The following is a 13,183-nucleotide window of genomic DNA, read 5'->3' on the forward strand; positions in this document are numbered from 1 at the left end:
ATGCCCACCCGTATCCCCCGCACCACCTATGCCGACATGTATGGCCCCACCACGGGCGACCGGGTGCGGCTGGCCGATACCGACCTGATCATCGAGGTCGAGCGTGACCTGACCACTTACGGCGAAGAGGTGAAATTCGGCGGCGGCAAGGTGATCCGCGACGGCATGGGGCAGTCTCAGGTCACCCGCGCGGGCGGGGCGGTGGACACGGTCATCACCAATGCGCTGATCGTGGACCATACCGGCATCACCAAGGCCGATATCGGGCTCAAAGACGGGCGCATCGCCGCCATCGGCAAGGCGGGCAACCCCGATACCCAGCCGAATGTCGACATCATCATCGGACCGGGGACCGAGGCCATCGCGGGCGAGGGGCGCATCGTCACGGCGGGGGGCTTTGACGCGCATATCCACTTCATCTGCCCGCAGCAGATCGACGACGCGATCCATTCCGGCATCACGACGATGCTGGGCGGCGGCACCGGCCCGGCCCATGGCACGCTCGCCACCACCTGCACGCCGGGGCCGTGGCATATCGGGCGGATGCTGCAGAGCTTCGACGCCTTCCCGGTGAACCTCGGGCTGTCGGCCAAGGGCAACGCCTCGCGCCCCGAGGCACTGGTCGAAATGGTGAGTGCCGGGGCCTGCGCCATGAAACTGCACGAGGATTGGGGCACCACGCCCGGCGCCATCGATTGCTGCCTGTCGGTGGCCGATGACATGGACGTGCAGGTGATGATCCACACGGACACGCTGAACGAGAGTGGATTTGTGGAAAACACGCTGAGGGCGATCGGCGACCGCACCATCCACGCCTTCCATACCGAGGGGGCGGGGGGCGGCCATGCCCCTGATATCATGAAGGTCGTGGGATATCAGAACATCCTGCCCTCCAGCACGAACCCGACGATGCCCTACACTGTGAATACTTTGGAAGAGCATCTGGACATGCTGATGGTGTGCCACCACCTCGACAAATCCATCCCCGAGGATGTCGCCTTTGCCGAAAGCCGCATCCGCAAGGAGACCATCGCGGCCGAGGATATCCTGCACGACATGGGCGCGTTCAGCGTCATGGCGTCGGACAGTCAGGCCATGGGCCGGGTGGGCGAGGTCATCATCCGCACCTGGCAGACCGCCGACAAGATGAAGAAACAGCGTGGCCGCCTGCCCGAGGAACAGGGCGACAACGACAATTACCGCGTCAAACGCTACGTCGCGAAATACACGATCAACCCGGCCATCGTGCATGGGATGAGCACCGAGATCGGCTCGGTCGAGCTGGGCAAACGCGCCGATCTGGTGATCTGGACCCCGGCGTTTTTCGGGGTGAAGCCGGAAATGGTGCTGGTCGGCGGGTCGATCGCCGTGGCGCAGATGGGCGACCCCAACGCCTCGATCCCGACGCCACAGCCGGTCTGGTCGCGGCCCATGTTCGCCAGTTTCGGGCGTGCTGTGGAACGGTCCTCGGTCGTCTTCGTCAGCCAGGCCGCGCAAGCGGCGGGGATTGGCCAGAGCCTTGGGCTGGCCAAGGAAACCGTCGCGGTCGAGGGCATCCGCACCGTGCGCAAATCCGACCTCATCCACAACGGGGCGACACCGACGGTCCAGGTCGATCCCGAAACCTACGAGGTACGGGCGGATGGCGAGTTGCTCACCTGCGAGCCGGCCGAAACCTTGCCCATGGCGCAGCGCTATTTCATGTATTGAGGCATGATGATGAACATCCTGACCCCGGCCCTTGCGGCGGCCTGCTTTTGCCTGCCCATCGCCGCCCTTGCCGATTGCCCCAAGTCCGGCGACCTCGCGGGCGGGATCGAAATTCGATATGCGGATGGGGCGGTCGAGACCTATCGGCAAGTCGCGCCGAACCTCGTCACCGCCGTGTTCGATGCGCCTGGCTCGCCCGGCAGCGCCGCCGAAAGCCTTTTGGCGCAGGGCATTTACCTGATCCAGACGCAGGATCTGGTCAATGGAATGCCCGACCTGCAAACGCGAACCACCTACACCTATCCCTTGCCGCCCGGCGCCATGCCCGAGCCGCAACCGGGCGGAGGCTGGGCGGCGATGGTCCGTGCCGAGGATTCGACCGGCGTGGACGAAACCCGGCACGACATGCGCTTCGAGGCTGAAACACGTTTGGTCATCGGGGCCTGCAGCTATCGCATGATCCCGATCGAGGTGCGCTATGACGGCGATGGCGAATTGCTGCACTACCTGCCCGAGCTTGGCATCGCGCCGGTCGGGGCCTGGGGCGTGGGCGAGGCGCGGGACATGATGCGCTATGTTTCGATCGGAGCGGTAAGATGACCTCGGATCTGAGAACGGCTCATGTCTATCATGGCCATGCGCATGGCACGCCCGCCGACCGGGTGGTGCTGAGTTACGAGGATCGGTTCTTGCGGCGCAAGGTCCTGACGACCGCCGGGGGTGAACGGGTGCTTGTGGACCTACCGCAAACCGTGTCGCTGGATCACGGCGGGGTCCTGCTGACCGCCGATGGCGGCGAGATCGCCGTCGAGGCGGCGGTCGAACCGCTGCTCGAGGTCACCGGCCCGGACTTGCCGCGCCTGGCCTGGCATGTGGGCAATCGCCACACACCCTGCCAGATCGAGGCCGGTCGCCTGCTGATCCAGCCCGATCACGTCATCGCCGACATGCTTTCACGGCTGGGGGCCCGTCTGCGCGAGGTGTCCGAGCCGTTCACCCCCGAGGGCGGGGCCTATGGTCACGGCCGCACGCATGGCCATGATCACGGGCATGAACACGGGCACGACCACGCACATGACCATGGGCACGATCATTCGCATTGAGGCCGAACCGGGCCGCATGCGGCGACCGCGCCTGCGCGGCGCAGGGCGTCGGGGCGCGCGATGATGTCGGACGATCTGCTGCATCTGACGCAATGGCTGTCGCCGGCCTTTCCGGTCTCGGCTTATGCCTATTCGCACGGGCTCGAGGCCGATATCGCCGCAGGCCGCGTCCATGATGCCCGCACCGCGACAGAGTGGATCGCGACGGTGCTCGAGGCCGGGGCAGGCCGCAATGATGCCCTGATTCTGCTGGGCGTTCTGGCCGGGCGCGACGCGGACGCGATGGCCGATCTGGCGCGCGCGATGGCCGGCTCGGCCGAACGGTGGGAGGAGACGCGCGCGATGGGCGCGGCCTTTGCCGAAACGGTCGCGGGGCTTGGGCGCGGCGATGGGGTGGCACGGCCCTATCCGGTGGCCGTCGGTCTGGCCGCGCGGGGCCTTGATCTGCCCCGAAAATCGGTCTTGTCCCTGTTCCTGCAGGGCTTTGCCGCCAACCTCGTGTCGGTCGCCGTGCGCTTCGTGCCGCTTGGGCAGGCGGTGGGGCAACAGATGTTGGCGGAATTCCAGCCGCGTATCATGCAGCTGGCCGACAGGCTTTGCGCCTGTGATCCCGACCGGATCGAGGATCACCTTGGCGCGGCCTGTTTCGGGGCCGATCTGGCCGCGATGGAGCATGAGGACCAGGAGGTCCGGATTTACAGAACCTGAACAGCGGTATCGAGGCGGCGAAGGATTGAAACGGAAAGTCGGGATGAGGCGATGGGAAAAACTGTGAATGGTCCGCTGCGCGTGGGCATCGGGGGGCCTGTCGGGGCCGGCAAGACGACCCTGACCGAGAAACTGTGCCGGGCGATGGCCGATACCTATTCGGTCGCGGTGATCACCAACGATATCTACACCTCCGAGGATGCCCAGTTCCTGCTGCGCGCGCAGGCGCTGCCGGCGGACCGGATCAAGGGGGTCGAAACCGGCGGGTGCCCACATACCGCGATCCGCGAGGATGCCTCGATCAATCTGGCCGCCGTGGCCGAGTTCCGCGAAAGGATTCCCGATCTGGACGTGATCCTGATCGAATCCGGTGGCGACAACCTGGCCGCGACCTTCTCGCCCGAACTGGCGGATCTGACGCTGTATGTGATTGACACCGCCGCGGGGCAGGATATTCCGCGCAAGAAAGGGCCGGGGGTGACGCGCTCGGACCTGCTGATCGTGAACAAACTCGATCTGGCCCCCCATGTCGGCGTCGATCCCGACCTGCTGCGCTCGGACACCGAGGTGGCCCGCGGCACGCGCCCCTTCGTCATGGCCAGTCTGCGCGATGGCCGCGGAGTGGACGAGGTGGTGGCCTTTCTGCAAGAGGCCGGCGGGCTTTAGCCCGTCGCCGCGTTCGGCCGGTCGTCGACGCCCAGATCCGACAGCAGGGCCGCAAATCTGTCCTCGCCCGTGGCAGTCATGCCATGGCGCGCGATCGCGGCGGCGCGCCGGGGATGGCCCGAGCGCCGCGCCTGCGTCGCCAGCCGCATCAGGTAATCGCCATTGGCGCGCAGCACCGGCCGCAGGATCTCGCGCAGGCGCGCCGCATCGAGGCGCAGGTTCGCCATGGCCCGGAACATCGGTGACAGTAGCTCGGCATCCAGGATCGTCGCCTCGAGATCGGGGGCCGTGCAGGGCAGGCTGACCTGCGTGACCTTGGCATCCGCGAAAAGCTCGGCATTGGCGCGACCGCCGGGTTCGCGTGGATCATGCATCAGCACGGCGGCCTCGCAGGCCGACAGCAGGGCCGGCGCATTGCCATAGCGCTCGGCCGCCGCGCCGGCCTTGCCGATCCGCGCCGCCGGCCGGCTGGCAATGACGCGGGCCCCCGGGGCCGCGGCGGAATAGGCGCAGGCCGCATGCCCATTGGCCGGGCCAAGCCCCAGAAACAGCACCCTCTCGAAACTGTCGAACACGCCCTCATCGACGAGACGGTCGAAAAAGGCGTGGATCTCGGCGTCGCGAAACCCCGCCCGGCCGATGGACATCAGCGACAGGAACGACCATTCGCGCCGAGGCACCATTTCGAACCCGGCAGGCATGCCATCGGCGCTGTCGGCATAGACCCGTTCGGCCCGGTCGAAGGAGATCAGCAGCGTATCGCCTTCCTCGACGAAAAGGCCCAGATGACGCGCCCCGATCCGCTCGAGAAATCCATGACCGGCGCCCACCTGCGACAGATGGGCGATCCATTCGGGCCGCGTCATGCCGTGACGCGGCAATTGTTCTGCCTCGGGTTCGGAAACGGATTGCATCTGACACTCATACCTTTTCAAGACCCGCCCCGGCAACGTGCCACGGGCGATGCGACCGTTGAATGCCCGACCCGTATGGAAAGGGTTTGTCGATTTGTGGGCAGACTGTGTCGATTGCGGATCAACCCGGAAACAGACCGTTCCGGCGTTTCCGGGTTGACCCAGGTCCTGGCCAAGCGGGGTTGACCCAACCGCGCGCGGCGGCCTTGATGGGCGCCACGGCCGGCGACGGCGAACCACGTGGGAGGAAAGCGGCATGCGACCAGCGAGCATTGACCAGGTGCAGGAGGTGCTCGGCGCCCAGGGCTATGTCTGCGGTCGCGCCCTGGCCACGGTGGTGTTCCTCGGGCTGCGCCTTGGACGGCCCCTGTTTCTCGAGGGCGAGGCGGGCACCGGCAAGACCGAGATCGCCAAGGCCCTTGCCGCCGCGCTGGGGCGCCGCCTGATCCGGTTGCAATGCTACGAAGGTCTGGATGCCTCCAGCGCCGTCTACGAGTGGAATTTCGCCGCGCAGATGATGGCGATCCGCACCGCCGAGGCCGAGGGCAGCGCCGACAAGGATGTGTTGCGGGCCGAGTTGTTTGGCCCCGACTATCTGATCGAACGCCCGCTTTTGCAGGCGATGCGGCCTGACCCGGCGGGCCCGCCCGTGCTGCTCATCGACGAGTTGGACCGCACCGACGAGCCCTTCGAGGCCTTCCTGCTGGAGGCGTTGAGCGATTTCCAGGTGACCATCCCCGAGCTTGGCAGATCCGCGCGCCCGAGCCGCCCATCGTCATCCTGACCTCGAACCGCACGCGCGAGGTGCATGACGCGCTGAAACGGCGCTGCCTGTATCATTGGGTCGATTACCCTGATATCGCACGCGAAATGGCGATCCTGTCCGCCCGTGTCCCCGAGGCCTCGCAGGCCCTGTCGCAGCAGGTGGTGGGGTTCGTGCAGAGGTTGCGCACCGAGGATCTGTTCAAACGCCCCGGCGTGGCCGAAACCATCGATTGGGCGAAATGCCTGCTGGCGCTGGATGTGATCGAACTCAGCCCCGAGGTGATCGCCGACACGCTGGGGGCGATTCTGAAATATCAGGACGACATCCAGAAATTGCAGGGGTCCGAGGCCAAGCGGTTGCTCGACGATCTGCAGGCCGAGGCCGGCCCGGCCTGATGCGGGAAACCCCGCCTTGCAGGCGGTTTCTTTTGACATGGTGAGCAAGGGCTTGGTTAAGTGTTTTCAACCTTGACGGTAAAGGACCAAGATCATGCAGTTTCTCACCAGAATGTCGGCGGCAATCGTCCTGATGGCCGCGATGCTGGGCTGGACGGCGCAGGACGTGCAGGCGCAATCCTGCCCAGGCACAAACAACCCCACTGTCTTTGGTTCGTATAGCTTGAATGCCGGATTCGTCCCCGATCCCTATGTGCGCAACCTGACGGCTGGCGGGCGCGTGAACCTCGCGAATTGCCGCCCCTTTGTTGGACGCGGCTATGTCGTGACGCGCCCCGATTTTCGCCTGTTCTACAACCGCAACCCGCATACCGGCGGCACCTCGCCCACGGGGCAACTGTCCTTCGTGCTCGAGGCGCGCTCGAACGTCGATACCGTCCTGCTGATCAACGCACCGGACGGGTCGTGGCACTACAACGACGATTTCCCGGGGATTGGTACCAATTCAGCAATCACTTTCTTCCAACCACTGACGGGACAATACGACATCTGGACGGGCAGCTATAACCGCTCGTCCAACAATCCCGCCACGCTTTACGTGACCGAATACTCGCTGAACTGATCGCTTTGGTCCCGGCCCCGCGCCGTCGCGCTTGACGCGGGCGGCGCGGGGCCTTCTTGTTTTCCTTCATGGCCGAGCTTGCCCCCCTTGATCTGCCCGAACGCCCGCAACTGGTGCGCAACATCACCCATTTCGCGCGGGCGCTGCGCAACGCCGGCCTGCCCGCCGGGCCGGGGCGCGTGGCCGACGCCATCCGCGCGGTCGAGGCGGCGGGCTTCACCGACCGGGCCGATTTCTACTACACGCTTCAGGCGTGTTTCACGTCACGCCCCGAGCATCGGCACGCCTTCGACCAGCTTTTTCGCCTATACTGGCGCGACCCGCGGTTCCTCGAACATATGATGTCCTTGATGCTGCCCGCCGTGCGCGGCGTGGCCGAGGACCGCACCGCGAAACCCGCCGAGAAACGGGCCGCCGAGGCCCTTTTGCACGGCGTGGCGCAGGATGCCCCCGAGATCGACCAGCCCGAGGACCAGGGCACCGAGATCGAGGTGGACGCCACCCTGACCATGAGCCGGGAAGAGCGCCTGAAAACGCTGGATTTCGAGCAGATGTCGCTGGCCGAAATGGCCGAGGCCAAGCGCATGCTGGCGCGCATGACCCTGGCCGTGAAACCGCTGAAAAGCCGGCGGACCGCCCCCGCGCATCGCGGCCGCAGCCCCGACTGGCGGGCGAGCATGCGCAGCTCGCTCAGGCGCGGCGGCGAGATCATGGAGTTCAGCACGAAACACCATCGCACGCGCTGGCCCGCGCTGGTGTGCCTGTGCGATATTTCGGGCTCGATGTCGTCCTACAGCCGCGCCGTGCTGCATTTCCTGCATGCGGTGGCCAACCAGAAGGGCGCAGGCTGGGCGCGGGTGCATGCCTTCACCTTCGGGACGCGACTGACCAACATCACCCGTCATCTTGCGCAGCGCGACGTGGATGCCGCATTGGCTGCCGCCGGGGCCGAGGCGCAGGACTGGGAGGGGGGCACGCGCATCGGGTCGTGCCTCGAGGCGTTCAACCGCGACTGGTCGCGCCGCGTTCTGGGGCAGGGGGCGGTGGTGCTGCTGATCACCGACGGGCTGGACCGCGACGAGCCCGACCGGCTGGCGGCTGCGATGGAGCGGCTGCAGTTGAGTGCGCGGCGCGTGATCTGGGTAAACCCGCTCTTGCGATGGGAGGGGTTCGCCCCAAAGGCCGCGGGCATCCGCGCCATGCTGCCCCATGTCGACGCCTTCCGCGCCGGTCACAACATCGCCGCCCTCGCCGGTCTGGCCGAGGCGATCAGCCGCCCGGACGACATGGGCGAAAAGGCCCGGTTGATGGCCCTGCTGGCGGACTAGGGTCGCATTTGGCATCGGCGCATGGCCCGGCCCCTCGGGCATGCCGCAACGCGCGAAACCCCGCCTATGGCGCCTAGGGCTGCGCGGCCCGCGGGAACTGCCCGTCGGGCCGCCGCGTTGACCGACCAATCGCAACAAGACGATCGGAGGGCCCATGCGCCGCAATCTGACAACCACCACCGCCCTTGTGGCCAGCCTTGCGTTGAGCCTTCCCGCCCCGCTGCCGCTGGCGGCGCAAGAGGCCGCGCCGTCGGGGGATGTCCTGGAATGCCCGCCGGGTCTGTCGCCCGAGGAATGCGCGGCCCAGGCCGCGCAGGGCCTGCTGGACGGGGCACAGGAGGCCTTAGACACTGCGGGCGAGGCGGTCGAAAGCGGGGCCGAGGCCGTGGGCGAGGCCGTGGAAGACGCCGCAGACAGCGCAGGACAGATCGTGGACGAGGTGGCTCCGGCAGACGCGGCGCCGGAAGAGGCGACCGCGCCGGATCGCGAGACCGCGGCCCCCGAAGAGAGCGCCGCGCCCGAGCCGCGCCCGGTCGAACCTGCCGCACCCGTCGAGGCACCGGACGCGCCCACCCCTGCCGAAGCGCCCGGCACCGCAGAGGAGGCCGACACCGCAGAGGAGCCCGCAGGAAAGCCCGCCCCCGAGGCCGAGGATGGAGGCCCCGATGCCGGCCCCGTGGACTCGCCCGAGCAGATCGAAGAGGCGCTTGGGCAGGACGTGTCCGAACCCGGCCCCGACATGGCCGACGAAACCGGGGGCGCCCCCGAAGAAACGCCTCAGGAGCCGGCAACCGGCAACGGCGACGGTGCGGAGGCCGAGGCCGACGCGCAAATCGAGGTCGAACTCGCGCCCGAAACCCCCGGCTTGCCCGAAACGCCCCTCGCCGCCGAGGAAGCCGCCACTGGCAGCGCCGAGGAAACCATGGCCGGTGCCGACGCGGCCGAGGCGGTCGAGGAAACGACCGAGACCGTGACCGAAGAAACCGCGCGCCGCTCGGACGAGGATTTCGCCGAGACGGGCGACCCGGCAGCCGCCACCGATGGGCGCAACCGCGACGATGATGGCCCGGGTTTCCTCGAGGGCGCGGTGCTGGGGGCCGCCGGTGCCGTTGTCATCGGCGCACTTCTGAACGGCAATCGCGAGGTCGTCAGTCGCGCCCCGGACCGTGTCGTGGTGCAGGACCCGAACGGCAACCTGCAGGTGCTGCGCGACGATGACGCCATCCTGCGCCAACCCGGCGCCGAGGTGACGACGCGCAGCTATGCCGATGGCTCCAGCCAGACCGAGGTGCGCCAGCCCGATGGCGCGACCGTCGTCACGATCCGCAACGCCGAGGCGCGCGTGGTCAAGCGTATCGTCATCTCGCCCGACGGCAGCGAAACCGTCCTGTTCGACGATACCGTCGCGGTCGCGCCCGTCGATGTCGCCGCGCTGCCCGACCCCGACCGCGCGGCCGCCCCGCGCATCGAACCGGGCAACGAGGACGCCCTGCGCGCCGCCCTGATGCAGCAGGCGGCGATCGACCGTGGCTTTTCCCTCAACCAGGTGCGCCAGATCGAGCGCGTGCGCTATCTGGCCCCGGCCGTTCAGGTCGAAAACATCACCTTCGAGACCGGCTCGGCGGCGATCCAGCCCGGACAGGCCGAGGCGCTGTTCGACCTCGGGCAGTTGATGACCGGCCTGATCGAGGAAAACCCCGGCGAGGTTTTCCTGATCGAAGGGCATACCGATGCCGTGGGCAGCGCCGTGAGCAACCTCACCCTGTCCGACCGCCGCGCCGAAACGGTGGCCCGCGCGCTGACCGAGTATTTCGGCGTTTCACCCGCGAACATGGTGCTGCAAGGCTATGGCGAAAGCGATCTGCGCATCTCGACCGCCGAGGCCGAACGCGCCAATCGCCGGGTCGTCGTGCGCCGGATCACGCCGCTGTTGCAAGTGGCGCGCGCCGACTGATCGCTGCACCCGTTTCATGACCGGAAGGCCCCGGCGCGCCCCGCGCGCGCCGGGGTTTTGTCTGTCCACTTGCGCACCGCCGAGGCCCGGCTAGGGTGAAGGGCAGGGAGGTGTGCATCATGGCCCACGATCTGGAGAACATGCCCGAGATCGCGCTGGAGTGGCACCGCGCTGGCAAGGGGGCGGTGCTGGCCACCGTGGTCGAGACATGGGGCAGCGCGCCGCGGCCCGTGGGCAGCCAGCTGGTCATCTCCGGTGACGGTGAGATGGAGGGGTCGGTCTCGGGCGGCTGCGTCGAGGGCGCCGTAGTGGTCGAGGCGATGGAGGCCGTGGGCGACGACAGTGGGCAGATGCTGGAATTCGGGGTCTCCGACGATCAGGCCTTTGCCGTCGGACTGGCCTGTGGCGGGCGCATCCGGGTCTGGCTGGAACCCGTTGGCGGCGCACTGCCCGTGGACCTTTTGCAAGATCTCGTTGCCGCCCGCGCCGCGCGCTGCCCGGTGGCCTATGTTGTGGATACCGCGCGCGGCACGCGCAGGCTCGACGCCGCCGATGCCTGGCCCGACAGGTTTCGCATGGACCGTTCGGGGATGGAGGACGATGGCGCGACCTTCATCCACATCCATAACCCGCCCTTGCGCATGGTCGTGGTGGGTGCGGTGCATATCGCCCAGGCGCTGCTGCCGATGGCGCGGCTGGCGGGCTATGACCCGGTGCTGGTCGATCCGCGGCCCGCGTTCGGGGCCGCGGCGCGCTTTCCCGGCGAAACCATTGTCGAGGATTGGCCCGACGAGGCGTTGGATGCCCTCGGGCTCGATCCGCGCGTGGCCGTTGTGACCCTGACCCATGATCCGAAACTGGACGATCCGGCCATCGAGCGGGCGCTGCGCTCGGATGTGTTCTATCTCGGGTGCCTCGGGTCCACGCGAACCCATGCCAAGCGCGTGGCCCGCCTGACCGAAGCCGGCTTTGCCGAGGACGCGATCGCGCGCATCCACGCCCCCGTCGGCCTGGATATCGGTGCGCGTGGCCCGGCCGAGATCGCCGTGTCGATCCTGGCCGAGGTCACCCAAAGGTTGCGGCAGGGATGAGGTTCGGGGCGGTCGCGCTGGATCAGGCCGAGGGCGGGCTGCTTGCCTACAGTCTGACGGTCGGATCCCGGCGTCTGAAAAAGGGGCACGCCCTGACCGCCGAGGATGTGGCGGATCTTGCGCGGGCCGGTCTGACGCAGGTGACGATTGCCCGGCTGGACCCCGGTGATGTGCCCGAGAACGCGGCCGCGCTGCGTCTGGCCCGGGCGCTGGTGCCCGTGCCGGAGGCCGCGGGCCTGCGCCTCGATCCGGCCTTTACCGGACGGGTGAACATCCGCGCCACGGGGCCGGGGATCGTCGATCTGAACGTCGCGGACATCCATGCGCTGAACCGGATCGATCCGATGGTCACGCTGGCCACCCTGCCGCCGCTGGCCCGCGTGTCCGAGGGCAGCATGGTCGGCACCGTCAAGATCATTTCCTATGCCGTGTCGGAGGCGGCGTTGAGCGCGGCCTGCGCCGCCGGGGCCGGGGCCATGCGCCGGATCGCGCCGGTCTTGCGCTCGGCCGGGCTGATCGTCACCCATGTCGCCGATGCGCCGCAGAAACCCGACGCCAAGGGCATCGCCGCCGTTCGGGGCCGGCTGGAGGCGTTGGGCGTCACGCTGGACAGGGTGGTGCATGTCGCCCACGAGGCCGAAGCGATCGCGGCCGCCCTTGCCGGGCTCGACACCGGGCTTGCCCTTGTCCTCACCGGCTCGGCCACTTCGGACGCCGCGGATGTCGCGCCGATGGGGATGCGCCGCGCGGGCGGTCGGCTGATCCGGTTCGGGATGCCGGTCGATCCGGGCAACCTGCTGTTTCTGGGCGAGATCGGCGCGCGGCCGGTGATCGGTCTGCCGGGCTGTGCGCGCAGCCCGGCGCTGAACGGGGCCGATTGGGTGCTGGAGCGCGTGATTTGCGGATACCCCGTCACCGACGCGGACATCGCCGCCATGGGGGTGGGCGGCTTGCTCAAGGAAATCCCGTCGCGTCCGCAGCCAAGGGACGGCCCGAAACCCCGCTGACGCGCGCTGGCGCACAACCGCCCCCGCGCATCTGTGATCTGGACACGGGGCGGGGCGTGCTACCCTTTGTCCCACGTGAACAGCGACCCAACCGGGAGACCAACATGCCCAAGCGCATCCTTGCCTCAGCCCTGATCGCCACGGCCTTGCCCTCGCTGGCCGCCGCCGAGATCATCGGCGAACATGTCACCTACACGGTCGGCGACATGGAATTCGAAGGCTACGTCGCCACGAACACGGCCCTCGAGACGCCGCGTGGCACGGTTCTGATCGTCCATGACTGGGACGGCATGACCGAGTACGAGGAGCGCCGCGCCGACATGCTGGCGGCCGCCGGCTATACCGCCTTTGCCATCGACGTCTACGGCGCCGAGACCGATCCGCAGGGTGTCGATGACTACCGGGCGCTGTCGGGCGCGCTTTACGGCGACCGCGCGGCGTTCCGCGAGCGTCTGATGGGCTCGATCATGGCGGCGGCGGATCTGCCCGGGGCCACGGACGACATGGTGATGATGGGCTATTGCTTTGGCGGGGCGGCCGTGCTCGAGGCGGCGCGCGCGGGGGCGGATCTAGATGGCTTCGTCAGCTTCCATGGCGGTCTGCCCACGCCCGAGGGGCAGGATTGGTCGATGGCCAATGGCGCCCCGGTCATGTTCTTTCACGGCTCGGCGGACCCGGTGTCGGGCATCGGCGATCTGGGCGCCGTGATGGCCGAGTTGAACGCGGCCGGCGTGCCCCATGATGCCGCGATCTTCGGCGGCGCCCGGCATTCCTTTACCGTCTACGGCTCGCGCGATTATGACGTCGAGGCCGATCAGGGCAGTTGGTCGGGCTTGCTGGAGTTTCTTGACGACACGCTGTGACGCGCGGGCTTTCAACAAGAAAAGGGCGGCCGACACGGCCGCCCTTTTTTTCATGG

At 67.9% G+C, this 13,183-nt stretch carries 12 protein-coding genes and 1 pseudogene; 12 read left to right on the forward strand and 1 reads right to left on the reverse strand.

Annotated elements, in window-relative coordinates; all coding sequences use genetic code 11:
- The 5 genes from ureC (at window position 1) to ureG (ending at window position 4,187) form a co-directional block, all read left to right on the forward strand.
- A complete protein-coding gene (ureC, locus tag ROSELON_RS11720) occupies window positions 1–1,710 on the forward strand; it encodes an urease subunit alpha (protein ID WP_025312573.1) in 1,710 nt (569 codons plus the stop codon).
- Window positions 1,711–1,713: 3 nt separating this feature from the next.
- Window positions 1,714–2,310, forward strand: a complete 597-nt coding sequence (locus ROSELON_RS11725) for a hypothetical protein (RefSeq protein ID WP_025312574.1) — start codon at window positions 1,714–1,716, stop codon at window positions 2,308–2,310.
- Window positions 2,307–2,813 (forward strand): urease accessory protein UreE, encoded by a 507-nt coding sequence (gene ureE, locus ROSELON_RS11730; protein WP_025312575.1) that lies wholly within the window; start codon window positions 2,307–2,309, stop codon window positions 2,811–2,813. The genes ROSELON_RS11725 and ureE overlap by 4 nt, the downstream gene beginning before the upstream one ends.
- Before the next feature lie 63 nt (window positions 2,814–2,876).
- Window positions 2,877–3,521 (forward strand): urease accessory protein UreF, encoded by a 645-nt coding sequence (locus ROSELON_RS11735; RefSeq protein ID WP_025312576.1) that lies wholly within the window; start codon window positions 2,877–2,879, stop codon window positions 3,519–3,521.
- Between the two features lie 51 nt (window positions 3,522–3,572).
- Entirely contained in the window at window positions 3,573–4,187 is a 615-nt protein-coding gene (gene ureG / locus ROSELON_RS11740) for an urease accessory protein UreG (protein ID WP_025312577.1), read from the forward strand.
- Here the strand turns inward: ureG and ROSELON_RS11745 are convergent.
- Window positions 4,184–5,101: a hypothetical protein gene (locus ROSELON_RS11745; protein ID WP_025312578.1), complete on the reverse strand. Its 918-nt coding sequence runs from the start codon at window positions 5,099–5,101 to the stop codon at window positions 4,184–4,186. The two genes, ureG and ROSELON_RS11745, sit on opposite strands and share 4 nt — an antisense overlap.
- Before the next feature lie 256 nt (window positions 5,102–5,357).
- Here ROSELON_RS11745 and ROSELON_RS11750 point away from each other — a divergent pair.
- The 7 genes and pseudogenes from ROSELON_RS11750 to ROSELON_RS11780 all read left to right on the forward strand — a co-directional run bounded on the left by ROSELON_RS11750 (window position 5,358) and on the right by ROSELON_RS11780 (window position 13,127).
- Window positions 5,358–6,262, forward strand: a pseudogene (locus ROSELON_RS11750) (AAA family ATPase).
- A gap of 94 nt (window positions 6,263–6,356) precedes the next feature.
- Window positions 6,357–6,884, forward strand: a complete 528-nt coding sequence (locus tag ROSELON_RS11755; protein WP_051508405.1) for a hypothetical protein — start codon at window positions 6,357–6,359, stop codon at window positions 6,882–6,884.
- Window positions 6,885–6,952: 68 nt separating this feature from the next.
- The gene (locus ROSELON_RS11760) at window positions 6,953–8,212 is read left to right on the forward strand and encodes a vWA domain-containing protein (protein WP_025312580.1); all 1,260 of its coding nucleotides are present in this window, start codon (window positions 6,953–6,955) and stop codon (window positions 8,210–8,212) included.
- A gap of 154 nt (window positions 8,213–8,366) precedes the next feature.
- Window positions 8,367–10,166, forward strand: a complete 1,800-nt coding sequence (locus ROSELON_RS11765) for an OmpA family protein (RefSeq protein WP_025312581.1) — start codon at window positions 8,367–8,369, stop codon at window positions 10,164–10,166.
- A gap of 119 nt (window positions 10,167–10,285) precedes the next feature.
- Window positions 10,286–11,257, forward strand: a complete 972-nt coding sequence (locus ROSELON_RS11770) for an XdhC family protein (RefSeq protein ID WP_025312582.1) — start codon at window positions 10,286–10,288, stop codon at window positions 11,255–11,257.
- On the forward strand, window positions 11,254–12,264 hold the full coding sequence (locus tag ROSELON_RS11775) for a molybdopterin-binding protein (RefSeq protein ID WP_025312583.1): 1,011 nt from the start codon (window positions 11,254–11,256) through the stop codon (window positions 12,262–12,264). The genes ROSELON_RS11770 and ROSELON_RS11775 overlap by 4 nt, the downstream gene beginning before the upstream one ends.
- Before the next feature lie 104 nt (window positions 12,265–12,368).
- Window positions 12,369–13,127: a dienelactone hydrolase family protein gene (locus ROSELON_RS11780; RefSeq protein ID WP_025312584.1), complete on the forward strand. Its 759-nt coding sequence runs from the start codon at window positions 12,369–12,371 to the stop codon at window positions 13,125–13,127.
- The last annotated feature ends 56 nt before the right edge of the window (window positions 13,128–13,183 follow it).

The organism is Roseibacterium elongatum DSM 19469, assembly GCF_000590925.1.
Lineage (GTDB): Bacteria > Pseudomonadota > Alphaproteobacteria > Rhodobacterales > Rhodobacteraceae > Roseibacterium > Roseibacterium elongatum.

Bases quoted from the DNA above. Each gene is read 5' to 3' on its own strand.
- ureC (WP_025312573.1), top strand. From the start codon at position 1: ATGCCCACCCGTATCCCCCGCACCACCTATGCCGACATGTATGGCCCC.
- ROSELON_RS11725 (WP_025312574.1), top strand. From the start codon at position 1,714: ATGATGATGAACATCCTGACCCCGGCCCTTGCGGCGGCCTGCTTTTGC.
- ureE (WP_025312575.1), top strand. From the start codon at position 2,307: ATGACCTCGGATCTGAGAACGGCTCATGTCTATCATGGCCATGCGCAT.
- ROSELON_RS11735 (WP_025312576.1), top strand. From the start codon at position 2,877: ATGTCGGACGATCTGCTGCATCTGACGCAATGGCTGTCGCCGGCCTTT.
- ureG (WP_025312577.1), top strand. From the start codon at position 3,573: ATGGGAAAAACTGTGAATGGTCCGCTGCGCGTGGGCATCGGGGGGCCT.
- ROSELON_RS11745 (WP_025312578.1), bottom strand. From the start codon at position 5,101: ATGCAATCCGTTTCCGAACCCGAGGCAGAACAATTGCCGCGTCACGGC.
- ROSELON_RS11755 (WP_051508405.1), top strand. From the start codon at position 6,357: ATGCAGTTTCTCACCAGAATGTCGGCGGCAATCGTCCTGATGGCCGCG.
- ROSELON_RS11760 (WP_025312580.1), top strand. From the start codon at position 6,953: ATGGCCGAGCTTGCCCCCCTTGATCTGCCCGAACGCCCGCAACTGGTG.
- ROSELON_RS11765 (WP_025312581.1), top strand. From the start codon at position 8,367: ATGCGCCGCAATCTGACAACCACCACCGCCCTTGTGGCCAGCCTTGCG.
- ROSELON_RS11770 (WP_025312582.1), top strand. From the start codon at position 10,286: ATGGCCCACGATCTGGAGAACATGCCCGAGATCGCGCTGGAGTGGCAC.
- ROSELON_RS11775 (WP_025312583.1), top strand. From the start codon at position 11,254: ATGAGGTTCGGGGCGGTCGCGCTGGATCAGGCCGAGGGCGGGCTGCTT.
- ROSELON_RS11780 (WP_025312584.1), top strand. From the start codon at position 12,369: ATGCCCAAGCGCATCCTTGCCTCAGCCCTGATCGCCACGGCCTTGCCC.